At 69.9% G+C, this 22,521-nt stretch carries 20 protein-coding genes; 3 read left to right on the top strand and 17 right to left on the bottom strand.

Annotated elements, in window-relative coordinates; all coding sequences use genetic code 11:
- Window positions 1-2: 2 nt before the first annotated feature.
- The 3 genes from AB0L53_RS06425 to AB0L53_RS06415 are packed head-to-tail and all read right to left on the bottom strand — an operon-like array spanning window position 3 to window position 3,120.
- Entirely contained in the window at window positions 3-824 is an 822-nt protein-coding gene (locus AB0L53_RS06425) for a carbohydrate ABC transporter permease (protein ID WP_363991203.1), read from the bottom strand.
- The gene (locus AB0L53_RS06420) at window positions 824-1,753 is read right to left on the bottom strand and encodes a sugar ABC transporter permease (RefSeq protein ID WP_363991200.1); all 930 of its coding nucleotides are present in this window, start codon (window positions 1,751-1,753) and stop codon (window positions 824-826) included. Before AB0L53_RS06420 ends, AB0L53_RS06425 begins: the two co-directional genes overlap by 1 nt.
- Window positions 1,750-3,120: an extracellular solute-binding protein gene (locus tag AB0L53_RS06415; RefSeq protein ID WP_363991198.1), complete on the bottom strand. Its 1,371-nt coding sequence runs from the start codon at window positions 3,118-3,120 to the stop codon at window positions 1,750-1,752. The genes AB0L53_RS06420 and AB0L53_RS06415 overlap by 4 nt, the downstream gene beginning before the upstream one ends.
- 104 nt (window positions 3,121-3,224) lie before the next feature.
- Between AB0L53_RS06415 and AB0L53_RS06410 the strand changes: the two genes are divergently transcribed.
- On the top strand, window positions 3,225-4,436 hold the full coding sequence (locus AB0L53_RS06410; RefSeq protein WP_363991195.1) for an ROK family transcriptional regulator: 1,212 nt from the start codon (window positions 3,225-3,227) through the stop codon (window positions 4,434-4,436).
- On the opposite strand, the gene AB0L53_RS06405 is transcribed toward AB0L53_RS06410, so the two are convergent.
- From AB0L53_RS06405 to AB0L53_RS06380, 6 genes are all read right to left on the bottom strand, one after another.
- The gene (locus AB0L53_RS06405; protein ID WP_363991192.1) at window positions 4,414-5,283 is read right to left on the bottom strand and encodes a hypothetical protein; all 870 of its coding nucleotides are present in this window, start codon (window positions 5,281-5,283) and stop codon (window positions 4,414-4,416) included. The genes AB0L53_RS06410 and AB0L53_RS06405 overlap by 23 nt on opposite strands.
- A 97-nt stretch (window positions 5,284-5,380) precedes the next feature.
- A complete protein-coding gene (locus tag AB0L53_RS06400; protein WP_363991189.1) occupies window positions 5,381-6,217 on the bottom strand; it encodes an SDR family NAD(P)-dependent oxidoreductase in 837 nt (278 codons plus the stop codon).
- Window positions 6,218-6,228: 11 nt separating this feature from the next.
- A complete protein-coding gene (locus tag AB0L53_RS06395; RefSeq protein ID WP_363991186.1) occupies window positions 6,229-7,005 on the bottom strand; it encodes an SDR family NAD(P)-dependent oxidoreductase in 777 nt (258 codons plus the stop codon).
- Entirely contained in the window at window positions 7,002-8,327 is a 1,326-nt protein-coding gene (locus AB0L53_RS06390; RefSeq protein ID WP_363991183.1) for an MFS transporter, read from the bottom strand. Before AB0L53_RS06390 ends, AB0L53_RS06395 begins: the two co-directional genes overlap by 4 nt.
- An 81-nt stretch (window positions 8,328-8,408) precedes the next feature.
- On the bottom strand, window positions 8,409-9,284 hold the full coding sequence (locus AB0L53_RS06385) for a polysaccharide deacetylase (protein ID WP_363991180.1): 876 nt from the start codon (window positions 9,282-9,284) through the stop codon (window positions 8,409-8,411).
- Window positions 9,285-9,286: 2 nt separating this feature from the next.
- Entirely contained in the window at window positions 9,287-10,297 is a 1,011-nt protein-coding gene (locus tag AB0L53_RS06380; RefSeq protein WP_363991178.1) for an asparaginase, read from the bottom strand.
- 160 nt (window positions 10,298-10,457) lie between these two features.
- On the opposite strand from AB0L53_RS06380, the gene AB0L53_RS06375 reads away from it, so the two are divergent.
- Window positions 10,458-11,480 (top strand): substrate-binding domain-containing protein, encoded by a 1,023-nt coding sequence (locus tag AB0L53_RS06375; protein WP_357948043.1) that lies wholly within the window; start codon window positions 10,458-10,460, stop codon window positions 11,478-11,480.
- 28 nt (window positions 11,481-11,508) lie between these two features.
- Here AB0L53_RS06375 and AB0L53_RS06370 read toward each other — a convergent pair whose 3' ends face one another.
- Genes AB0L53_RS06370 through AB0L53_RS06350 form a run of 5 tightly spaced genes read right to left on the bottom strand, consistent with a single transcriptional unit; the run spans window position 11,509 to window position 15,936 of the window.
- A complete protein-coding gene (locus AB0L53_RS06370; RefSeq protein WP_357948040.1) occupies window positions 11,509-12,273 on the bottom strand; it encodes an amino acid ABC transporter ATP-binding protein in 765 nt (254 codons plus the stop codon).
- Window positions 12,270-13,217 carry an amino acid ABC transporter permease gene (locus tag AB0L53_RS06365; protein ID WP_357948037.1) on the bottom strand — a complete coding sequence of 316 codons (948 nt, stop codon included), beginning with the start codon at window positions 13,215-13,217 and terminating at the stop codon, window positions 12,270-12,272. Before AB0L53_RS06365 ends, AB0L53_RS06370 begins: the two co-directional genes overlap by 4 nt.
- Window positions 13,214-14,146, bottom strand: coding sequence for an ABC transporter substrate-binding protein (locus AB0L53_RS06360; protein WP_363991173.1), 933 nt, complete (start codon window positions 14,144-14,146; stop codon window positions 13,214-13,216). Before AB0L53_RS06360 ends, AB0L53_RS06365 begins: the two co-directional genes overlap by 4 nt.
- A gap of 15 nt (window positions 14,147-14,161) precedes the next feature.
- Entirely contained in the window at window positions 14,162-14,998 is an 837-nt protein-coding gene (locus AB0L53_RS06355) for a nitrilase-related carbon-nitrogen hydrolase (protein WP_363991170.1), read from the bottom strand.
- A complete protein-coding gene (locus tag AB0L53_RS06350; RefSeq protein WP_363991167.1) occupies window positions 14,995-15,936 on the bottom strand; it encodes a hypothetical protein in 942 nt (313 codons plus the stop codon). Before AB0L53_RS06350 ends, AB0L53_RS06355 begins: the two co-directional genes overlap by 4 nt.
- A 94-nt stretch (window positions 15,937-16,030) precedes the next feature.
- Here AB0L53_RS06350 and AB0L53_RS06345 point away from each other — a divergent pair, with 94 nt between their 5' ends.
- Window positions 16,031-17,395 (top strand): aminotransferase class I/II-fold pyridoxal phosphate-dependent enzyme, encoded by a 1,365-nt coding sequence (locus tag AB0L53_RS06345; RefSeq protein WP_363991164.1) that lies wholly within the window; start codon window positions 16,031-16,033, stop codon window positions 17,393-17,395.
- A gap of 64 nt (window positions 17,396-17,459) precedes the next feature.
- Here AB0L53_RS06345 and pip read toward each other — a convergent pair whose 3' ends face one another.
- The 3 genes from pip to AB0L53_RS06330 form a co-directional block, all read right to left on the bottom strand.
- Window positions 17,460-18,407, bottom strand: a complete 948-nt coding sequence (gene pip / locus AB0L53_RS06340; RefSeq protein ID WP_363991161.1) for a prolyl aminopeptidase — start codon at window positions 18,405-18,407, stop codon at window positions 17,460-17,462.
- A gap of 57 nt (window positions 18,408-18,464) precedes the next feature.
- Window positions 18,465-21,362, bottom strand: coding sequence for a M36 family metallopeptidase (locus AB0L53_RS06335; protein WP_363991158.1), 2,898 nt, complete (start codon window positions 21,360-21,362; stop codon window positions 18,465-18,467).
- Window positions 21,363-21,580: 218 nt separating this feature from the next.
- Window positions 21,581-22,507, bottom strand: a complete 927-nt coding sequence (locus tag AB0L53_RS06330) for an amidohydrolase family protein (RefSeq protein WP_363991156.1) — start codon at window positions 22,505-22,507, stop codon at window positions 21,581-21,583.
- Window positions 22,508-22,521 lie beyond the last annotated feature (14 nt).

Here is a 22,521-nt window from a genome sequence, read left to right as displayed (position 1 = left end):
GCTCAGCCCTTCACCGATCCGGCGAAGCTGAAGGAACCGGCGAGGTACTTGTTCACGGCGACATAAAGGACCACGGCGGGGGTCGTGTAGATGATCGAGAACGCGGCCAGCTCACCGTAAGCGACCTGACCGTACTGGGAGAAGAAGGTGTAGATGGTCACCGCCGCCGGCTGCTTCTCCGGCGTGTCGAGGAGGACGAACGGGGCGAAGAAGTTCCCCCACTGGCCGACGAAGACGAAGATGGCCACGACGGCCACCCCGGGCGCCATCAGCGGCCCGACGATCCTGAGCAGCGACTGCACCCAGCCGGCCCCGTCGACCCAGGCCGACTCCTCCAGGCTCACCGGCACGCCGTCCATGAAGTTCTTCATCATCCAGATGGAGAACGGCAGCGAGCTGGCGGCCAGGAACAGCACCATGGCCGGGATCGACCCGTACAAGTTGAACCGGAAGAACATCGAGTAGACCGGCACCATGATCGCCGTGACCGGAAGGCCGGTCGTGAACAGCAGCGTCAGCATGAAATGCCGCTTGAAGCGCAGGGTGTAGCGGGACAGGGGGTAGGCGGCGAGCCCGGCGACGATCACGGTGAGGATCGCCGTACTGCCGGAGATGAGGATCGAGTTGATGATCGGGTGGTAGATGGTCTCCCAGGTCAGCACCGCGCTGAAGTTCTTGAGCGAGAACTGGAAGGTCGGCTGCGCGGCCAGGTTGGCGTCGGGTTGCAGCGAGGCGAGGATCACCCACAGGAACGGCCCGAGGAAGGCCAGCGCGATCACCGCGAGCGAGATGAGTGCCGCGCCACGGGCGGCCAGGCGCGTCATCAGGTGTCCACCTTGATCAATCGCAGGTACACGAGGGAGAACGCGGCACCGATGACCAGCATCACCAGGGCCATCGCGCTGCCGTAGCCGATCTCGAAGTAGCGGAACGCCTGCTCGTACATGTAGAGCGGGGTGGTCTGGCTGTCCGTGCCAGGACCGCCGCCGGTGAGGGCGTAGATCAGGCCGAAGCTGGCCAGGGTCTGCAGCGTGATCAGCATGAGGTTCGACAGGATCGAGCGGCGGATCAGCGGCAGGGTGATGTGCACCAGCCGCCGCCAGGTGCTCGCCCCGTCCACCGCCGCCGCCTCCAGCAGTTCCCCCGGCACGTCCGACAGCGCGGCGGAATAGACCAGCATGGAGAACGCGGTGCCGCGCCACACGTTGGCCAGGATGATCGCGATCATGGGCGCGCTGTAGAGCCAGTCCTGGGAGAAACCGAGGGCGGCGAGCGCCTCGTTGAGCGTGCCCTCCTCGGCCAGGAAGGAGTACCAGCACGCCGCCGCGACCACCTCGGGCACCACCCAGGCCGCGATGACGATGCCGTTGACCACGCTCCTGACCGCTCGTCCCCGGCCCCGCTGGAGTAGGGCAATGATCAGGCCGAGGGTGTTCTGCCCGATGACGGCCGAGCCGATCACGAAGACGAAGGTCAGCAGGAGGGAGTTGCGGAAGTCCTCGTCGCTGAACATCTTGACGAAGTTGTCCACGCCGATGAACTGCGAGTTCACCGACGCGGCGCCGGTCAGCGTCTCGTTGGTGAAGGCGATGTAGACGCTCCACAGGATGGGCCCGACCATGAAGATCACGAACATGATCAGGGCGGGCCCGAGCGGCAGCAGCCAGCGCAGGGTGCGCCGGGCCCGCCGGCGCGGCTCCCCCTTGTCGGGAGCGCCGGCCAGCCGTGGCGGCGTCACGGACGTGACGGTCATGAGCCGGGGATCACCTTGTCCGGGCCGCCGACGACGCCGGGCAGCGCGTCGGCGTACTCCTTGGCCGCCGCCTCCGGGGTCTTGGAGCCGGTCGTCATCGCCTCCATGACCTTCTGCACCTCGGCCGAGACCTTCGGATAGACCTCGTACGCCGGGCGATAGTGCGTGACCGACGCCAGATCGGACCAGAACTTCACGCTCGGGTTGTCAGCGGTGTACTTCGGGTCGGCGGCCACGTCCTTGCGCGGGGCGAGGTCACCGGTGCCGATGGAGTACACCAGCGTGTTCTCCTTGTTGGTCGCCGTGGCGATGAAGTCCCACGCGTCCTTCTTGTCCTTGGCGTAGGAGCTCATCGCCATGACCCAGCCGCCCGACATGCTGACGGCGCCGGGCGCCTGACCGTTCTGGGTCGGCATGGCGGTCCAGCCCATCTTCTCGGCCCACTGCGGCCACGGTTTGGTGCTGGTGGGCCGCCAGCTGCCCGACATCCAGGCTCCGTCGAGGTCGATGCCGATCTTGCCGTTGGGGAACCAGTCGAGCCCGATCTTCTCCCCCAGCTTGGGGTTGAACGCGTCGGCCTTCTTCGGGCCGAGGTCCTCTCGGTAGATCGTGTTGATGAAGGCGAGCGAGTCGGTGAATGCCTTGCCGGAGGAGACCCACTTCTTCTGGGTGTCGTCGTAGAGCGTGCCACCGGGGGTGCCGTAGAGCAGCATCTCGAAGCCCTGCATGGTGGCGGCCTCGCCGTGCGGCTTGGTGGAGTACATGCTGAAGGGGACGACGCCGGGCACCTTCTGCTTGATCGCGCGGGCCGCGGTCAGCACGTCCGCCCATGTCTTGGGCTGCCACGGCAGCTGGATGCCGGCCTTGGTCAAGATGTCCTTGTTGTACCAGAGCCCTCGGGTGTCGGTGCTGATCGGCACACCGTAGATCTTGTCGTCGGGGCCCTTGGCGGCCTGCTTGACCGAGTCGGGATACTGGGTGGCCCAGTCGGGCCAGGTCTTCAGGTAGTCGTCGAGCGGGGCGAGCTTGCCGGCGGCGACGTCGGCGTTGACCTGGAAGGTGTCGTGGAGGTACACGTCCGGAGCCGACTCGGCCGAGCGGTTCAGCAGGGCGAGCTTGGTGTAGTAGACCTCGTTGCCGCCCTGGACCGCGGTCAGCTTGATCGTCACGCCCTTGTGCGCGGCTTCGTACTGCGTCTTGGCCTGTTTGAGCATTTTCTCCAGGTGCGGCCAGGAGGGTTCCACCCTGTAGAGGACTTCGATCTCCTTGGCCCCGTTGGCGCTCTTCTGCGGCGTGTCCGCACCACATGCGCCGGCCGTGGCGGCTAACGCGACTGTCAGGATCGAGGCCACCATCGCTCGTCTCATGGGACTCCTTATCACCGGCCCACAGAACTGACTTGACGAGACGGTAAATCTTTTTGATTTATTAAGTCAACGACGGAAGCCCAAAACACGGGGAGCAGCCATACATGCAGAAAGGGACAAATCTCCCGAAAGTAGGCCATTTCAATCGGGCTGTCGTCCTGGAGGCGATCCAGGTCTCGGACGGCATCAGCCGCGTCCAGATCGCCGGGCGCGCCGGGCTCACCGCCCAGACCGTCTCCGTCATCGTGCGCAGGCTCCTGGAGGAAGGTCTCGTCATCGAGGACGGCTCGCTCCCGTCCCGGGGCGGCAAACCGCGCACGATCCTGCGGGTGGACCCGACCGCCGGCTACGCCGTCGGCATCCACTTCGATCCCGGCGAGATCTCGTACGTGCTGGCCGACCTGGCGGGGCAGCCGGTCGCCAAGCTGCACACCGCCGTACGGCCCGGCCTCGCGCCCGACGCGGTCATCCGCCAGATGGCCCGCACCGCCCGCAGAGTGCTGCGCGAAGCGGACGTACCCGACCGCAAGGTGCTGGGCATCGGCCTGGCCTGTCCGGGACCGCTCGACGCCGAGGGCATCATGAACGTCCCGCCGCGCCTGACCGGATGGGACCACGTGCCCATCAAACGCCTGCTGGAGCAGCATGCCGGCTTCCCGGTGACCTCGGACAACGACGCCACGGCGGCGGCGATCGGCGAACGCTGGGCCGGGGTGGCACGGGCCGCGCCGAGCTTCGCCTACCTGTATCTGGGGACCGGCATCGGCGGCGGGCTGTTCCTCGACAACCAGATCTACCGCGGCCGATCCCTCAACGCCGGGGAGTTCGGCCACATCACGGTGGCGCCGGACGGCCCCGACTGCTACTGCGGCAACCGCGGCTGCGTCGAGGCGGTCTGCTGCCCGAGCGCGATCGAGGCGACCGTACGTGCGCGGCTGGCCGAGGGCGCCGAGAGCACGCTGACCGCCGAGGCTCTCGACCACGCGGCGATCTGCGCGGCGGCCGCGGCCGGCGATCCCCTCGCCGGTACGGTCATCGGCCAGGTCGCCGCCCGGCTCGCCGACGCCGCCGTGAGCATCGTCAACATGCTCGACATCGACCTGCTGGTGCTGGGCGGCCCGGCCATGTACGAGGTCGCGGACGTCTACCGCCAGGTGGTCGCCGCGGCCGTGGCCACCCGGCCCCTGGCCCGCCGCCTCCACACGGTCCAGGTGGCGACCTCCCCCATCGCCGCCGACGCCGCCGCGATCGGCGCCGCGTCCCTGGTCTTCCACGCCACGTACGCGCCCCGGCTCAGCACGCTCCTGAACCGCTGATCTCCAGGCGTCCGTACGGTTGCGTACGGGCGCGGACCACGTGACCGGCGCGGATCTCCACGTCCAGCAGCGTCGCGTCGTCGTCGAGAGGGCAGCTCAGGGCGAAGGCCGTGTCGTCGAACCGGCCCGCCTGCCGCGCCCATTCGAGCCGGACGACCGCATCGGCGGCGAGCGCCGCGGATCCGGGGAGCGGCACGGACGGGCCATCCAACGGCTGGCCCCACGGCGCGCTCACGCCCTCCACGCGCGCCAGGTAGAGCCGTCGCAGCCACACCGGCGTCGCGAGTTCGGCCAGTACGGCGAGCGCCGCCGCCTCGTCCGGTACTAACACGACGGCCGCCTCGTTCGGCAGCGCCGCGTCGACCGCCTGGTCCGGCACGACTACGTCGACCGCCGCAGCACCAAGCGCGGGGCTTGGCGGCGCGAGGGGGTCCACGCGCAGGACGATGCCCGTACGGCCATCCGCCACCGGGACCGACAACCGCCCCGAGGGGCGCGCCGGGTCGAGCCAGGCGATCGGGCCGAACGACGCGGAACCTGCCGAATCGGCCATCTCGCCACTCGAGGAGCGGCCCAGATCCGGCCCGGTGGCGGAGCCGGGCGGCCCGGTGGCGGAGCCGGGCGACGCGGCGCGTACCGCGGCGACGAGTTCGCCGAGCGTGGCGCAGACCACGGAGCCACCGGTGGGACGGACGACGAGCCAGCCGGCGGCGGCGGGCGAGATCCGCGCCCCTGGAGACGACCGTACCCGGCTGACCGCGCGAGCCACCACCGCACGGGCGCCCGGCCCGGCCACCCAGGGCCGCGCCCAGTCCGCGTCCCCGCGCTCACCGCAAGCACCGCACATCAGCCATCACCACCCCGCCCACACATCAGTAGGCTCTCCCTGCCCGCACGCGCCGCACATCAGCCACTCGCTCTTCCCAGAAGGCCCGCCACACGGATCACGGCATGACGTCGCCGGAGTTGGGGCCCAGGGTCTGGCCGACGTAGAGGTTGCCGCCGGGGTCGCTGGCGAGCAGGACCGCCGTCGGCGCGATCTCCTCCGGGCGGCCGAATCGGCCCAGGGGCAGTTCCGCGCGTTTGGCCGCCTTCCACTCGTCGGTGATCCCGGCCACCAGCGGGGTCTCTACGGGGCCGGGCGCGATCGCGTTCACCAGTACGTTGTGCTCGGCCACCTCGAGCGCCAGCGACTTGGTGAGCCCGATGACCCCGGCCTTGGCCGCCGCGTAGTGGCTGAGTGAGCGGCCGCCCTTGATGCCGAGCTGGGAGGCGATGTTGATCACCCGTCCCCAGCGCCGCTCGACCATGTGCGGCACGACGTAACGGCAGCACAGGAAGACCCCGGTGAGGTCGACCGCGATCGTCTCCGCCCACGTCTTCGGGTCCATCTCGACCAGCGGCGCCTCGGTGAGGATGCCGGCGGAGTTCACCAGGACGTCGATCCGGCCGAACCGGTCCAGCACGCCGGCGACGGCCCCGGCGACGGAGCCGGGATCGCTCACGTCGACGGCGACGTGCCCGGCCGCCCCGATGTCGGTGGCCGCGCGCTCGGCGTCCAGGTCCGCCAGCACGACCTGGGCTCCCTCGCGGAGGTACGCCTCGGCGATCGCACGGCCGATACCGCTCGCGCCACCGGTGATCAGCGCGGTCCGGTGTTCCAGGGCGGGCCGATATACCGGGATGGGCCGGTGTTCCGGGGCGGGCCGATCTCCCGGGGCAGGCATGGCTGATGGGGTGGACGCGCCTTCCTGGGCGGCGACGGGTTCCGGGGCGGGCATGCGGTTCCTCCTCAGGCGGGCATGCGGACGGTGAGACCGCCGTCGACGACGATGTTCTGGCCGGTGATGTAGCCGGCGTCGGCCGAGGTGAGGAACCGGATGACGGAGGCGACCTCCGCCGGCCGGCCCACCCGGCCCCAGGGGATGTCCTGCCCGGCTCGGGCCAGGCCGTCGGGGCCGAGCGAGTTCACCGGGTCGGACGACTGCGGGGTTTCGATAAGGCCGGGGATGACCGAGTTGACGCGGATCTGGCGGGAGGCGAGTTCCACCGCGAGGCTCCGGCACAGGCCGAGCACCCCGGCCTTCGCGGCGGCGTAGTGGGCGTGCTCGCCCCAGCCGTACACGCCCCCCGCGATGGAGGAGACGGCGACCATCGCGCCGGGACCGGAGATCCGTGCGGCCGCCGAGCGCAGAGTGCGCAGGACGCCGGTCAGGTCGACCTGCAGCATGTCGTCCCAGGCCGCGTCGGTGAGCTCGGCAAGCGGGGCCCGGCGCAGCACTCCGGCGTTGGCCACCGCGATGTCGAGGCGGCCCCACTCGTCAAGCGCGCGCTGGGCGAACACCTCCACCTGCGCGGCGTCCCGTACGTCCACCTCATGCACCACGCCCGCGCCGCCGGCCTGCTCCACTTGGCGGAGGGTCTCGGCGGGGTTGTGCGGGTCGCCGGGGAAGGTGCCGATGACCGTACGGACCCCGTGGGTGGCGTACGAGACGGCCAGCGCGCGGCCGATCCCGCTGGCGGCACCGGTGATAACGGCGACCCGTCCGTCAATGTCGGGAGCGGTCACAGCGCGGGCACCTTCCGCGCGCCGAACATCACGAATCCCGACAGGAACGTGCCCAGCGCGCCGACCAGCAGCGCGCCCTGGTTCCAGTCCGAGCCCGCGACCAGCATCGCGGTGATGATCGCGCCGGCCGCGATGGCGCCCGGCTGGCTGATCGCGTTGATGAACGAGGTCCCCGTGGCGCGGCAGCGGGTGTCATAGCACTCGCCCATGAAGAACAGCATCGCCGAGTACGGCCCCACCAGGAAGAACATGCCCAGCGAGTACAGCACGACCACGGCGAACGTGCCATTGGCGACCAGCAGCATGAGCGCGAAGATGACGCCGGAGGCCATCCAGCCGAACGCGATCACGTTGCGCCGGCCGAACCGGTCCCCGGCCCAGCCGTGGAAGACGTAGCCGACGTAGGCGACCGCGTTGATCACGATGAACATGAGCAGGGAGTTGGTGAAGCTGACATTCTTGCCCTGGGTGAGCACCGTGGTGCCGAGCACGCTGAACACCTGGATGCCGAACCAGTTGACGAACCAGGCGAACCCGAGGACGAGCGTGTTGCGCAGTGCGGACCCGCGGAAGATCTCCAGGAACGGCGCCGACTTGGCCTCGGACACGCCGTACTCGCGGGCGAGACCGGCCGCCTCTTCCGTACGGCCCTCCTTGCGCATCCGGTCCATCTTCTGCTGCAGCTCGAACTGCGGCGTCTCGCGCAGGCCGCGCCGCAGGAGCGCGATCACGATGGCCGGGAACGTGGCCAGCAGGAAGCAGCCCCGCCAGCCGACCAGCGGCAGGAACAGCGCGATGAACGCCGCGGCCAGCAGCGTGCCGAGCGGCCAGCCGCCCTGGACCAGGCTGTAGATCAGGCCGCGGCGCTTCTTGATCTTCTCGTCCTCGGTGACGGCGTAGATCTCGTTGAGGTACGTCGCGTTGACCGACTGCTCGGCGAGCCCGAGCCCGCCGATGGAGCGCACGCCGACCAGGTAGGCGGCGTTCATCGTGGCGGCCGACACCGCCGAGGCCAGCGCCGTGCCCGACACCGTGATGATCATGCCCTTACGGCGGCCCAGCCGGTCGACCAGCGGTCCCACTCCGAGGACCACGATCGCCGTCCCCACCGAGATCAGCGTGGAGATCAGTGACGCCTGCGCCGGGGACCACTGAAACTGGCCGGAGATCTCCGGCAGCAGGGTCCCGAACATGATGTAGTCGTAGACCGCGAAGATCCACGCGAACAGCGCGATCACCGTGGCCTTGCGCGTCTGCCGCACCCCGACACGTGGGAAGGGCCGGGTGCCCGATTCCGGGATGCCCGATGAGGTGGTTGTCATGGAGATGCCCTTTCGGAGAAAGAGAGTGGGGGGTTTCGCGCATGCGTCATCACCGGACCGGCATGGACAGGCGCGGGGCCGCTACCGGGGTGAGCGGGCCTTGAAGTCGTCGGCGATCTCGTCGAAGGTCACCCAGCGCACGCCCTCGTGGCCGCTGATGTACTCGATGAGGCGCTCGTGCATGAGCAGGCTCTGCGGCCGGCCCGAGACGTCGGGATGGATGGTCATGGTGAAGACCGCGTAGTCCGATTCGCGGTAGACCCAGTCGAACTGGTCCCGCCACATCTCTTCGAGGTGGCGCGGGCTGACGAAGCCGTGGCTGTTCGGGCTGGCCTTGACGAACATCATCGGCGGGAGGTCGTCGAGGTACCAGTTGGCCGGGATCTCCACCAGGTCGGTCTCCTGGCCGCGCTCCAGCGGCTTCATCCACTCGGCCGCCGGGCGGGAGTAGTCGATCTTCGTCCAGGAGTCGCCGACGCGGACGTAGTACGGGCTGAAGTCGTTGTGCATGAGCGAGTGGTCGTACTTGATGCCCCGCTCCAGCAGGAGCTCGTTGGTGACGGGCGAGAACTCCCACCATGGGGCGACATATCCGGTAGGCCTGCTGCCGGAGTACCTCTCGACCAGGTCGATGCAGTGGTCGAGGATCGCGCTCTCCTGCTCCCTGCTCATCGCGATCGGGTTCTCGTGCGAGTAGCCGTGCACGCCGACCTCGTGACCGCCGGCCACGACCTGGCGGGTCTGGTCGGGGAAGGTCTCGATGGAGTGGCCGGGGATGAACCAGGTGGTCCGCAGGTCGTACTTCTCGAACAGGCGCAGCAGCCGCGGGACGCCGACCTCGCCGGCGAACAGGCCGCGCGAGATGTCGCACGGCGAGTCCTCCCCGCCGTACGAGCCCAGCCAGCCGGCGACGGCATCGACGTCCACGCCGTACGCGACGAGAATCTCCTTGGGCATGGTCACTTCGTCCTTTCGATCGGAGAGGTATTCCAGGTCCGCGCGCGCAGCTCCTCGCGTACCCGGACCGGGTCGCGATGGCCGCCGAGCAGCGCGCTCAGCAGGACGCGCGCCTGCGGCGAGCGCAGGGTTCCGGTGGGGATGGCGCCGGCCTCGACGAGATCCGCGCCACCGCCGTTGCCGTACAGCGCGGCGACAGGCCCGGCATCGACCCGGGTGGACAGGGCGACGACGACGCCGGCCTTGGTGATCCGGGCCACCTCGTCCCTGATCCGGGGGTTGCCGTTGCCGGCGCCCAACGCCTGGAGGACGACCCCGGTGGCGCCCGCGTCGACCACCGCGCGCAGCGCGGCGGTGTCGCAGCCCGGGTAGAGGGCCACGATGTCGGTACGGACTCCGTCGAGGTCGAAGGTGTCGAGGTCCAGTGGCTTGGCCCGCGCGGGGGTCATCACGATGTTCACCTGGCCGTCGCGTACGCGGCCCAGCGGCCCGCTGTCCGGCGCGGAGAACGCCGATGAGGCGAGCGTGTGCGTCTTGCGGGTGCCGGAGGCGGCGAAGATCTGGCCGTCGAAGCCGATCAGCACCCCCAGCCCGCAGGCCCTGCCGCCCGCCGCCACCGCGATCGCGTCGGCCAGGTTGCGCGGGCCGTCGCCGTCGACCGCGTCGGCCGGCAGCTGCGCCCCCGTGAACACGACCGGTCGCGGGTCGTCATGGAACAGATCGACCAGGTAGGCCGTCTCCTCCATGCCGTCGGTCCCGTGGGTGACGACGACGCCGAGTACGTCGGGGTCGGTGAACGCCTCGCGGGTCCGCAGCGCGACCTCGCGCATGTCCGCGAGCGTGAACAGGTAGCTGCCCGCGCACAGCACGTCCCGCCCGACGAGTTCCACCCCGGGGTCGACCGGGAGGCGGCCGAGCAGTTCGCCCGCCCGATCCTGGGCGAGACCCACCCCCTGCCCGTCCCTGCGGGTCGCGATGGTCCCTCCTGTGGACAGGACGATGACCTTGGACACTCGACGGCCTCCTCAGTTACCCAAACGTTTGCGCCAAACGTTTGGTAGCATCTGACCTGCGCCTACGAGATGTCAAGAACTTCACGTTAAAATCAAGAAAACCCCAGCCGGAAGCCGAGGGACATTGGGTGCGAAGAGGGCGCGGCCGGTTACGCTGCAGATGATCGCCGACCAGCTCGGACTGCACGTCTCCACGGTGTCGCGAGTGCTGCACGCCAAGCCCGGCGAAGGTCTGCGGGCGGCGTCGAGTCCGACCGTGGAGCGCGTCCGCAAGCTCGCCGACGAGCTCGGCTACCAGCGCAATCCGCACGCGATGAGCCTGCGCACCCAGCGCAGCAACCTGATCGGTGTGCTGGTCCCCCGGCTGTCCGACGTGGTGCTCGCGACCATTTACGAGGGCATCGAGGAGGCCGCGGCCGAGCAGGGGTTGTCGACGTTCGTCACCAACACGCGCGACCTGTCCGACGTCCAGCGCGCCCGTACGGAGATGGTCCTCGGCCGCCGCGTCGACGGCATGATCTTCGGCGACGCGCACGCGGACACGGGCTTCCTCGACGAGGTGGCCGCGCGTGGTGTCCCGTTCACGCTGGTCAACCGGCGGGCCGGGCGGCACCCGGCGGTGGTCTGCGACGACCGGCTCGGCGGCCGGATGGCCGCGGAGCACCTGCTGGGGCTCGGGCACGAGGAGGTGGCGATCGTCGCCGGCGAGCCGTACGCGAGCACCGGCATCGACCGCACCAGCGGCTTCGTCGAGAGATTCCGCGAGGCCGGGCTCCCGATCCCCGAGCACCGGATCGTGCACTCGCGCTTCGACGCGCGCGGCGGCCACGAGGGGGCCGAACGCCTGCTCGCGACGGGCCCGCTCCCGTCAGCGATCTTCGTGGTCAACGACTTCGGCGCCATCGGCACGATCGGCGCGCTGCGCGATCACGGGCTGCGGGTCGGGGCGGACATCGCAGTCGTGGGCTTCAACGACACCCCGCTCGCCGCCGAGTTGCCGGTCCCGCTCACCTCGGTCCGCTCCCCCATGCACGAGATGGGCCGCCGCGGGCTGCACCAGCTCGTCCGGGTCCTTGAGGGCGAGCAGGGGGAGACCGAGCTGCTCCGTCCGGAGCTCATCGTCCGCGCGTCGAGCGACCCGGAGCTCTACGCCGCCCTCACCCGGAAGACGGCCGGCGCCTGACCATCAGATCAGGGGCCGGTTCCAGACCTCAGAGGACCTTGCTGAGGAAGGCGCGGGTGCGCGGGTTCTGCGGGTTGTCGAGCACCTCGGCGGGCGGCCCGGCCTCCACGATGACCCCGCCGTCCATGAACACCACCCGATCGGCCACCTCGCGGGCGAAGCCCACCTCGTGCGTGACGACGATCATGGTGAGGCCGTCGGTGGCCAGCCCCTTCATGGTGGCCAGCACCTCGCCCACCAGCTCGGGGTCCAGCGCGCTGGTCGGCTCGTCGAAGAGCATCAGTTTGGGCTGCATGGCCAGCGCGCGGGCGATGGCCACCCGCTGTTGCTGGCCGCCCGACAGCTGGCGGGGGTAGCTGTCCGTCTTGTCCGCCAGGCCGACCCGCTCCAGCAGGGCCAGAGCCCGCGTACGGGCCTTCGCGCGGGATTCGCCGCGCACCCCGACGGGCGCCTCCATGATGTTCTGCACCACGGTGAAGTGCGGGAACAGGTTGAACTGCTGGAAGACCATGCCGATCTCCCGGCGCTGGCGGGTGATGTCCCGATCGCCCAGGTGGTGCACCCGCCCGCCGTTGGCGCGAAAGCCGATCAACTCGCCGTCGACGTGGATGGCGCCGCCGTCGATGGTCTCCAGGTGGTTGACGCACCGCAGGAACGTCGACTTGCCCGACCCGGAAGGACCGAGGATGACGACGACCTCACCCCGCTCGACGGTCAGGTCGATGCCTTTGAGCACCTCCAGGTGGCCGAAGCTCTTGCGTACGGCCCGGGCGTGCACCATGGGCGTGCTCATGATGGCGTCTCCTCGCGGGTCGGGGCCGGCGCCGGCTGCCGTCGCCGGAACATCAGGAAGCTCCAGAAGCTCTGGGGAGCGTTCCGCGTGGCGCCGCGCGCGTAGTGGCGCTCGATGAAGGACTGGCCGACGTACAGGATCGACGTGATCACCAGGTACCAGACGCAGGCCACGATGAGCAGCGGGATCGTCTGGAAGGTGCGGTTGTAGATCGCCTGCACGGTGTACAACAGGTCGGCGAGGGCGATGACGCTGACCAGCGAGGTGGCCTTCAGCATGCTGATGACCTGGCTGCCGGTCGGCGGCACGATGAACCGCATCGCCTGCGGCAGGATGATCCGGCGGAACGTCCGCCCCCGGCTCATGCCCAGCGCCGACGCGGCCTCGGTCTGGCCGGGGTCGACCGACATCAGGCCGCCTCGGATGATCTCCGCCATGTACGCCGCCTCGTTGAGCCCGAGCCCGAGGATGGCGGCCAGCAGCGGCGTGATCAGCTTGTTGGTGTCGGCCGTGAGGAATTCCGGGCCGAACGGGATGCCGAACGAGATCTGCGGCATCAGGGCGGACAGGTTGTACCAGAGCACGAGCTGCACCAGCACCGGCGTACCACGGAAGAACCAGACGTAGAGCCCGGAGACGATCCGCGCGATCGGGTTCTGGGAGAGCCGCCCCATCGCGACGATCACCCCCAGGATCACGCCGACGGCCATGGCGATCACCGTGAGGTAGAGCGTCGTGATGATGCCCGCCCCGATGACCTGCGCGTTGAAGTAGCGCGCGACCACGTCCCACTTGAAGTTGTGGTTGGTGATCAGCAGGTTCACCAGCTGGGCGGCGAGGATCAGCAGGATGATCGAGGCCACCCAGCGCAGCGGGTGCCGCGTCCGCGCCGCCCCCGCGACGTCCACTTCAGGGGGCGAGTGCCGCTCGGTGGCGGTCGTCACTGCTTCGCCGCCAGGTTCACGCCGGCCTGCTTGAGCATGTTGCCGCTGGTCCCCCACTTGGTCATGACCTTCTCGTACGTCCCGTCGTCGATCAGCTTCTGGATGCCGTCCTTGATCACGTCCCGCAGCGGCGAGTCCTTGGCCACGACGGCGCCCTGGTAGAGGGTGTCGAACCCGTTGGGCTTGCCCGTGGCCGCCAGCTCAAGCTCTCCGCCCGACTGCTTTACGAAGTAAGTCAGCGGCGCCTGCGAGGAGAAGAAGGCGTCGGCCCGGTTGGAGCGGACCGCGAGGATCGAGGTGGGCTGGTCCTTGTAGGACTGGACCTCGACCTTCTTCTTGCCGTCCTTGACGCAGGTGTCGGACTGCGCCTTGATCACCTTCTCGGCCGATCCGCCGGCCATCACGGAGATCCGCAGCCCGCAGGTGTCGTCGATCGACTGGATCTTGTTCGGGTTGCCCTTCGGCACGGCGAAGACGACGAACTCCTGCACCCAGTCGACGAAGTCGTTGGAGGCCTGGCGGTCGGGGAAGTCGCCCACCGGCCCGAGGGCCAGGTCGTACCGGCCGGCCGCGATGCCGGTGAGCTGGCTGGGCAGGCCGTCCACGGTCACGTGCTCGATCTTGACGCCGAGCAGGCCGCCCAGTTCCTCGGACAGGTCGGCCGCGACACCGGTCAGCGACTTGCCGTCGGTGCCGGCGATCTCGTACGGCGGGAACGAGCCGTTGTTCACCGAGACCAGCTTGCCCGCGCTCTTCACCTTGTCGGGCAGGCGGTCGAACAGGGCCTGGTCCTTGGCGTGGGTGGCGGCGGCGGGGGCGGAGGAGCTGTTGTCGCCGACGGCGCCTTGGCTCTCCGACGGGTTGGCGCCGCATCCGGCCAGCAGCAGGGCCCCGGCCATGACGGCTCCTACGGCATGGGTCTTACGCATTACGCGCTCCTTGGGCTATCGAGAGCCGGTCGTGGGACCGGTCGAGGGGGTGATGGGGCGGGGATCGACTTTGAAACGCCGGTTGGCGAGGACGGGCAGGGTCTGGCGGGCCAGGTCGAGGTCCTCGGCCGAGGCTTCGGACCAGAGCAGACCCGGGGTGTCGCCGCCGAGCCGGGCGCGGGTGATGCCGAGCGGATCGACGAACATGCTGGCGCCGATGTTGCGGCGGCCGCACTCGCCGGAGGCGGCGACGTAGTAGGTGTTCTCCAGGGCGCGCGCGGTGACCATGACCTCCCAGTGCCACTCCTTGGCGGGTCCACGTACCCAGGCGGCGGGCAGAGCGACCACCTGCGCGCCCTGGTCGGCAAGGATCCTGGCGATCTCGGGGAAGCGGACGTCGTAGCAGGTCATCATGCCGACCTTCCAGCCGGCGCAGTCGATGACGACGGGGTTGTCCGAGCTCGCCAGCACGTTGTCCGACTCGCGCCGGCCGAAGGCGTCGTACAGGTGGAGCTTGCGGTAGATGTCGATGATCTGGCCGTCGCGCAGCGCGACCAGCGTGTTGATCACCCGGCCGTCCTCGGCGGGCTGGTGCATGCCGACGATCACCGTGGTGGGCGTGCCGCGGGTGCGCTCGGCCAGCCCGGTGACGAACGGCCCGTCGAGCGGCTGGGCCGCCTGCCGGATCCGTACCGGATCGTCGACGAACAGGGCCATCGCCCCTTCCGGGAGCACCAGCAGGTCCGCGTTCCCGGCGACGGCCTCGTCGAAGAGGTCGCCGCAGGTCTTGAGGTTGGCCGCCCAGTCCTCTGATGAGGCGAACTGGCCGACCGCCACACGCAGGTTCTTCATGAGGGAAAGACCTCCTGGGGGTCGATGGGAGCGGGGGCGATCCCCTGGGCGTGCAGTTCCGCGCAGAAGGCCGCGGTCATCGCGGCGTTGGCGGCGGTGCCGTACGGCATCCAGTCCGCGCCGAAGACCTCCTGGGTCCTGCTCAGATCGGCGAGCAGCCACGGAGTGGTGTCGGTCAGCAGCCGCCGCCGCGCCAGCCAGTGCCGCTTGGAGCGTTCGAAGAGCTCCTGTACGGCCTGCGGCAGGAAGGGGTGGCGCTCGACGACCTCGCGCTTGAGCGTCACCAGGTGGATGCCGGGGACGAAGCCGTTCTGGCGGTAGTAGTCGAGCTCGGCCGCCGGGTGGTCGGGCAAAAGGTGACGGAAGCGGCTCTCCGGGGTGAAGAAGCCCTCGGGCATGAACGGGGTCATGATCGCGTCGAGCGTTCCGGCGTCGAGCTGCTCGGCGAGCGAGCCGTCGGTCACGCTGACGTTGTCCGGCAGCTTCGCCGTGCCGACGCGGTCCTTGCCCGGCTCGGGCGCGTCCACGGCGCCGACCGTCCACTGGATCCCGGTGAGGTCGACTCCGGCCGCCCGCAGGAGCGCCCGCGTCCAGGTGTTGCCCGAGTCCGGCCAGCCGGTCAGGCCGATCCTGGCCCCCTTCAGCTCGGCGAACTCACGCAGCTCGCTGTCACGCCGCACCAGCACGCACCGCTGCCGGAAGCCGCGCATCACGAAGACGGGCAGGCCCACCAGCCGGTCGTCACCCTTGGCCCGGCCCAGAACGTACCTGCTGAAGGAGGTCTCCCCGCCGTCCAGCTCGGGCTCGCTCAGCACGTCCGGCGTGATCGACCGGGAATCGAGATCCAGGTCGAACGCCTCGGACGTCAGCGTCCCGGTCGCCACGGGCACGAGGTGATCCCAGTCCCGCAGACCAAGCCGAATGCCAGGTTTCGTCACAAAAACTCCCTTTAGTGATGTATTGGGCTGTACCTTATGTTCAGCGAAATCCGCTACACAAGTTGCTCTTTGTTCCTGAACAAAGCTTTGTCAGATGGGAGTTCTCGTGGAGGTCGATCCCGCCTGGCTGGGGCAGCAGGTTCGCGAACCGAGCGCGCGTGGCGTCGCCACCTCTCTGATCGACCTGATCCGGCAGGGCACGCTGCGGCCCGGCGCGCGGCTGCCCACCGTGCGGAATCTGGCCCGCGCGCTGGGCGTCAGCCCGAGCACGATCGCCGAAGCCTGGTCTGAACTGCGCAAACACCGGATGATCGGTACGGAGGGCCGCCGGGGAACCGTGGTGCTCGGACCTCCTGGCGTGCCGCACCCGGCGCGCTACGAGCGGATCGGCCACTTCGGCAGCAGGCTGGCGATCGACCTCGCCATCGCGGCGCCGGACCGGGCGCTGCTCCCGCCTCTCGACGCCGCGCTCGCCACGGCCACCTCCGCCGAAGGGTTCAACGGCTACGTCCGCGAGACGATCACTCCGCGCCTGCGGGCCGCGGTCGAGCCCACCTGGCCGTTCGCGGCGCAGAGCTGGCTGGCGCTCGGCGGCGGATACGAGGGGGTCCAGTTGCTCTGCCAGACGACCGCCCTGCCCGGCGACCGCATCGCCATAGAGGAGCCCACCGCGGCCAGGCTGCTCGACATCCTGGAGATGATCGGCGTCGAAGTGGTCCCCGTCGCCTGCGACGAGGACGGGCCCATCCCGGCCGCGCTCGCCGAAAGCCTGCGCTCCAGCCCGGTGGCGTTCGTCTACCAGCCGCGCGGACACTCGCCGTGCGGCTACGCCGTGCCCGAGAGCCGCTCCGCCGAGCTGGCCCGGCTCCTCGCGCCCACGAACACCCTCATCGTCGAGGACGACGGGATCGGCGACCTGTCCACCGTGCCTCTGAGCAGTATCGGCACGCGGCTGCCCGACCGGACGGTGCTGGTGCGCTCGTACTCCAAGTCACACGGGCCCGACCTGCGCCTCGCGATCATCGGCGGTGCGGCGGAGGCTGTGGAGCGGGTGCGGGTGCTGCGTAGCTACGGCACCGGCTGGACCAGCAGGATCCTCCAGGACACCCTGGCCCACCTGCTCACCGACCCGGGCACACAGTCGATCGTGGAGCAGGCTCGGACCGCCTATGCCCGGCGCCGGGCGAGCCTGGCCACTCTGCTGTCGGCTCGGGGCGTGCAGACCGGAGGCCGGGACAGTCTTGTGCTGTGGGTGCCGGTCCACGACGAGTCGGAAGCTCTGGTCACGCTGGCCGCCCACGGCATCTCGGCGGCGCCCGGCAGCCGGTATCGGATCCGGCCGGGCCAGCCGCATCTGCGACTGGCCATCGCCGCGCTCACCGAGGAGCCCACTGAGCTGGGCGAACTCGCCGATGTGATCGCTCTGGCCGCCAAACGACCGGGGGCCGACCGTCACTAGGGCTGTGACGGTCCGTTGTGGCTGGGGTCCCTAGGAGGGACCCCCTTGGGGGAAACGAAGAGGGTCAGGTCGCGAAGGCGTCCAGGGCGGCCAGGACCTGCTCGCGCATGGTGCCGCTGCCGGTGTGTCCCGAGTCGTCCACCACGACCAACCGGGCGTCGGGCCAGCGTTGAGCCAGGTCCCAGGCGGTCTCCAGGGGTGAGCCCAGGTCGAAGCGGCCGTGGAGGAGGACGCCGGGGATGCCCGCCAGCTTGTACGCCTCGCGCAGCAGGATGCCCTCCTCCAGCCAGGCGGCGTTGGAGAAGTAGTGGGCGCAGATCCGTACGAAGGCCAGCAGAGCCAGGGGCGGCCGGTCGCTGTAGGCGTTCGGCTTGCCGTTGACCTCCATGGAGATCACCGTGTCCTCCCAGGTCACCCACTCGTGGGCGGCCTTGGCGCGGACGGCGGGGTCGGGGTCGGACATGAGCCGCGCGTAGGCGGCCAGCACGTCGCCGTCGCGCTCGGACTCAGGGACGCCCTCGCGGAAGCGCTGCCGCTGCTCGGGGAAGTAGCGGCCGACGCCGTTGTAGAGCCAGTCGATCTCGGAGCGTCGGGTCATCGTGACGCCGCAGATCACCAGCTCCGACACCCGAGTGGGGTGCGCCTCGGCGTAGGCGAGCATGAGCGTGGACCCCCACGAGCCGCCATAGAGCAGCCACCGGTCGACGCCGAGGTGCTCCCGCAGCCGTTCCATGTCGGCGATCAGGTGCGGGGTGGTGTTGGTGGACAGATCGGTGGCCGGGTCGCTGGCGTGCGGCAGGCTCCGGCCGCAGTTGCGCTGGTCGAACAGGATGATGCGGTAACGCTCGGGATCGAACCTACGCCGCTGATTCTCCGAGCAGCCCGAACCAGGGCCACCGTGGACGACGAGTGCGGGCTTGCCCGCCGGATTTCCGCAGACCTCCCAGTAGACGAGATGGCCGTCGCCGGTGTCGAGATGCCCATGGTCGTAGGGCTCGATCGGAGGATACATAGATCAACGGTACGGCCTGCGCCCGGTGGTGAGCGCAAGCCGTACCGTCTCCGCGGATCAGTACGAGAACGCCTGGAATTCGGCGGCTCGGGCCTGGTCGCGCGTCGGGCTGGCCGTGGCGCAGTCCGTCGAGGAGTTGGGATCGTTGTCCTGCTCACCGGCGTAGAGCGGGTTGCCGGTGCACTGGGTGGTGAGCGTACGGAGCATCAGGTGGGTGGCGGTGGTGGCGGGGACGGTGAACGACTTGATGAGCAGGTTCGCGCCGCGGGGACGGGGCAGCGTGGTCTTGAAGGCGTCCGCCGGGCTGGTGTAGATCTTCCGGAAATTGGCCGGGTTCGCGCAGTCCTTGGCGCAGGCGAGCACCTCGAAGGAGCGCAGGGCGGTGAACCGGTTCTGCGCGCCGGGGTCGGCCGGGTCGTTGATGTTGGGTCTGAGCATCGCGCTGACCTGGACTCTGCGGATCTTGACCGGGCTGTCGCCCGCCAGGTCCACCGTGACCGACTTGCCGGCCGGCGCCCCGGTGAGTGAGGCCCAGTTCGTGGCCTCGGTCTCGTCGATCAGCTTGGCCTGGTTGACGCCGTCGCCCGAGGCCACCGCGCCGGCCGAGGCTGAGGCGAGGTTGCGCGACAGCGGGAGGGGAAGCGGCAGTTTCGCCCCGCCCACCACCGGGAACTTCAGCCGCGTGTGGCCGAACCCGTTGCCCGCCACCACGAAGTCGTAGACGCCGGGCGTCATCTCCACGGTGTCACCGAGCGGCGTCGCGGGGTCGGTGTCGGCGACCGGGACCACCCGTCCCTCGTAGTCGCCCACGTACAGGCGCAGCGCCGCGCCCTTCGCCTCGCCCAGCGGCTTGAGCTGCAGCGAGCCGTTCTTGCCTGCCGGGTTGACGAAGCTCGGCGTGGGGTCGGGGTCGTTCGGGCCGACGCTGGCCGCCGTCGCGCCCAGGCCGTGCTCGGCGAACGCGCGCCACATGATGTCCTGGTCCGCGCCGTCGAAGCGCATCGCGTCGGCCGCGAGCAGCGCGTCCCGGTGATCGACGTAGCTGACCGCGCCCGAGGCCATCAACAGCAGGGCGTCGAGGGAGAGCTGCGCCCAGCGCCGGTTGCCCGGGCACTTGGCCAGCGGCGTCTTGCCGTCCGCGCAGGCCCGCTGCTGCTTGGCGGTGCCCTTGCCATACCGCTTGACGAAGGCGTCGCGCACGTCGAACTGCGTGGCCGACCAGATCTCACCGTCCGCGTGGACCTGCTGGCCGACGAGGTCGTAGGCGATGTCGCTGTAGTTCAGCGGCGACTTGGACATGTCGTAGTTCCGGATGCCCCGCTCGCGGTCTCCGGTGACGTAGCCGCCCGTGACGTACGGGGTCTGGCCGGAAGGACGGAAGCCGTACTCGAACAGGTACTCCATCGCCATCAGGTCGGAGGTGCTCTCGTTCATCGCGCCGGCCTGCGCGCCGCTCCAGCCGGCGTTCGGGCCGCCGATCATGCGGCCGGAGATGGCGTGGGTGTTCTCGTGGCCGATGACCGACATGTCGTAGTCGCCGTCCACGCACGGGGAGTAGAACGAGCCCGCGATCGGCTGCCACAGGTACATGTTCGTGATCGGCGCCACCCCGTCGGGGCCGGTGATCTGGTTGGCGTTATCACGCACGGTCAGGTCGCGGGCGCCCGCCTGGGCGTTGCCCTGCTCGGGGTCGTTGCCGAGCCCGCCACGGTCGCCGTTGTTCACTTGCATGTTCCACGCCGTCTCGGTGAAGCCGAGCCGGTAGGACCAGTCGTGCATGCGGTTGTGCATGGCGTTCAGGTTGGCGATGGCGGCTTCGAGGTCGTTCTCACCGCTCTGGTCGAAGACCGCCGGGTCGCACTTCGCCTCGTGCCATTGGTTCCGCCACGGGTAGGCGTAGTTCCGGCTCGGCGTGAGCACGTTGCTGCGGGTGCCGACCGAGAACGGGTCGGGGTTCGCCCGGTTCTCGACGGTCTTCGCCGCGTTGCCGACGCTGGTGGTGGAGGAGGTGTTCGTGGCGTGGTCGACGTCCCACGCCTTGCCGGTCGGCGGGTCGCCGCCGGTCACGTAGTCGCAGCCGGCGGCCGCCGCGAAGCACCAGGTCTGGCGGGTGTCGGTGGAGGAGTAGTCGTCGGGCGGGTTCGACGGGAACGCCGACCAGGTCGGGTTGTCCGGGTCGAAGTGCTCGACCAGGTTCTCCCGGACGAGGATCGCGCCGCTGACCGCGTCGACGTGCGTGGTGTATCCCGCCGCCTCGCCCTTGCCACCGATCAGGACGACCTGGTACGCGCTGTGCACCCCGTCGGGCGCCGGTACGGCCACCGCGCTGACCTGCTTGGTCACAGCCGTGGCCAGGTCGATGCCGTCGTCCCTGGCCGCGATCTCCATGGCCCGCTGCGCGGTGATCGTGGCGGCCGGGGGCGCCGCCGTGTCGCGCGACAGCGAGGAGGTCACGTGCCTGATCTTGCCGCCGGCCACGCCGATCGCGACCAGGCCGTCCACGCCGGCCGGCAGACCGCCGAAGCGCTGGCGCAGCAGTACGGCATGGCCCGCGCCGATCGGGTTGACCGCGACCTTCTCCAGGGCGTCGACCGACGCGGCGGACAGGCCGAAGACCTGCTCGTTGCTCTTGAGGTAGGCGCGCGCGGCCTGCTCCGGGTCAGCGCCCAGCCCTTCGGCCAGCGGCTCGGCGCTGGTGATGGCGGCGGGAGTGCCCAGAACGTTCCAGCGGATCTCGGCCGCCGGTCCGGCGCTGCGGGCGTTGACCCCGACCGGCGGCGGGACTCTGCCTTGCCGGTTGTCCAGGTCGGGCTTGCCGGGCTCGCCCTCCTGAACGCCTTGGACTTGGGGAGCCGTCGCGCCCGGTTCGCTCCGGGCGGCTCCGGTGAGAGGTAGAGAGGACGCCGTGATGGCGAGGACGACAACAGTGCTGCGTAACCAGGGTCTGCTCGACACCTTTTCCTCCTGCACATCCAGAGGCGCGGGAACTCGTGTCCCGCGCCTCCGCAAGAGTTAACACTGGTTTTATGCGCTGACAAGATCTTGTAAAGCCCGAAATATCGGCGTATGGGGGTCTGGGCGGGGGCCTGCGGGCCGGTACGCTCGGCGGGTCTGGGCGGGGGTCCGCCCGCGTCGGCCGTCCCCGAGCCGGTACGCCGGGCGGGTGGTTCGCGTCAGCGGTTTCCGAGCCGATATGCCCGGCAGGCCGTACCGCCGAAGACGGCCGCGCGCTCCCCCGCCGACAGCCCCGCGCACAGCTCCTCGGCCGCCGACACGACCCGCTGGTAGTCGGCGGCGAGCAGGCAGACCGGCCAGTCCGACCCGAACATCACCCGCTCCGGCCCGAACGCCGCCAGCACGGTCTCGGCGTAGGGCCGCAGGTCGGCCACCCGCCAGGACGCCCAATCGGCTTCGGTGACCATCCCGGACAGCTTGCAGTACACGTTCGGGTGTGCGGCCAGTTCCCGGATCCGGCTCGCCCACGGTTCGAGCTGCCCCGAGGCGATGGGCGGCTTCGACAGGTGGTCGAGCACGAACGTCAGCTCGGGCAGCGCGGCCACCGTCTCGATGGCCGCGGGCAGCTGGTGCGGCAGCGTGAGCAGGTCGTAGGCCAGACCCGCCGACGCCACGGCGGCCAGCCCACGGCGGACGTCGGGGCGCGTGAGCCAGCCGGGATCGGGCTCAGCCTGCACGCCGTGGCGGATCGCCACCAGCCCGCCGGGCCGACCCGCCTGGCCTGCCCCGCCTGACTGCCCGCCGGGCAGGCCGGCCAGCGTCTCGGCGATGGCGGGCGCGGTGAGATCGACCCAGCCCACGACCCCCGCCACCAGCTCGGACGCCGCGGCCAAGGCCAGGAACTCCACGGTCTCCGCCAGGTCGGGCAGCACCTGCACCAGCACGGTCCCGCCCACTCCCGCCGCGACCGCGTGCTCGGCGAGCCGGTCGAGGGTGAACGTGCGGCGGATCGGCGCCAGCTTCTCGGCATCGAGCCAGCCATGGGCCCGGACCCCGAGGTCCCAGACGTGGTGATGCGCGTCTATCCGACGCGCCTCTATGCGCGGCGCGTCCACCCCAGACGCGTCCATGCCAGACGCGTTCATGCCAGGCGCCTCAA

The organism is Nonomuraea sp. NPDC052129 (assembly GCF_040680095.1).
In the GTDB taxonomy this organism is placed as follows: Bacteria; Actinomycetota; Actinomycetes; order Streptosporangiales; family Streptosporangiaceae; genus Nonomuraea.
The sequence above is the reverse complement of the archived record's forward strand: the minus strand, read 5'-3'. Positions and strand labels throughout refer to the sequence as shown.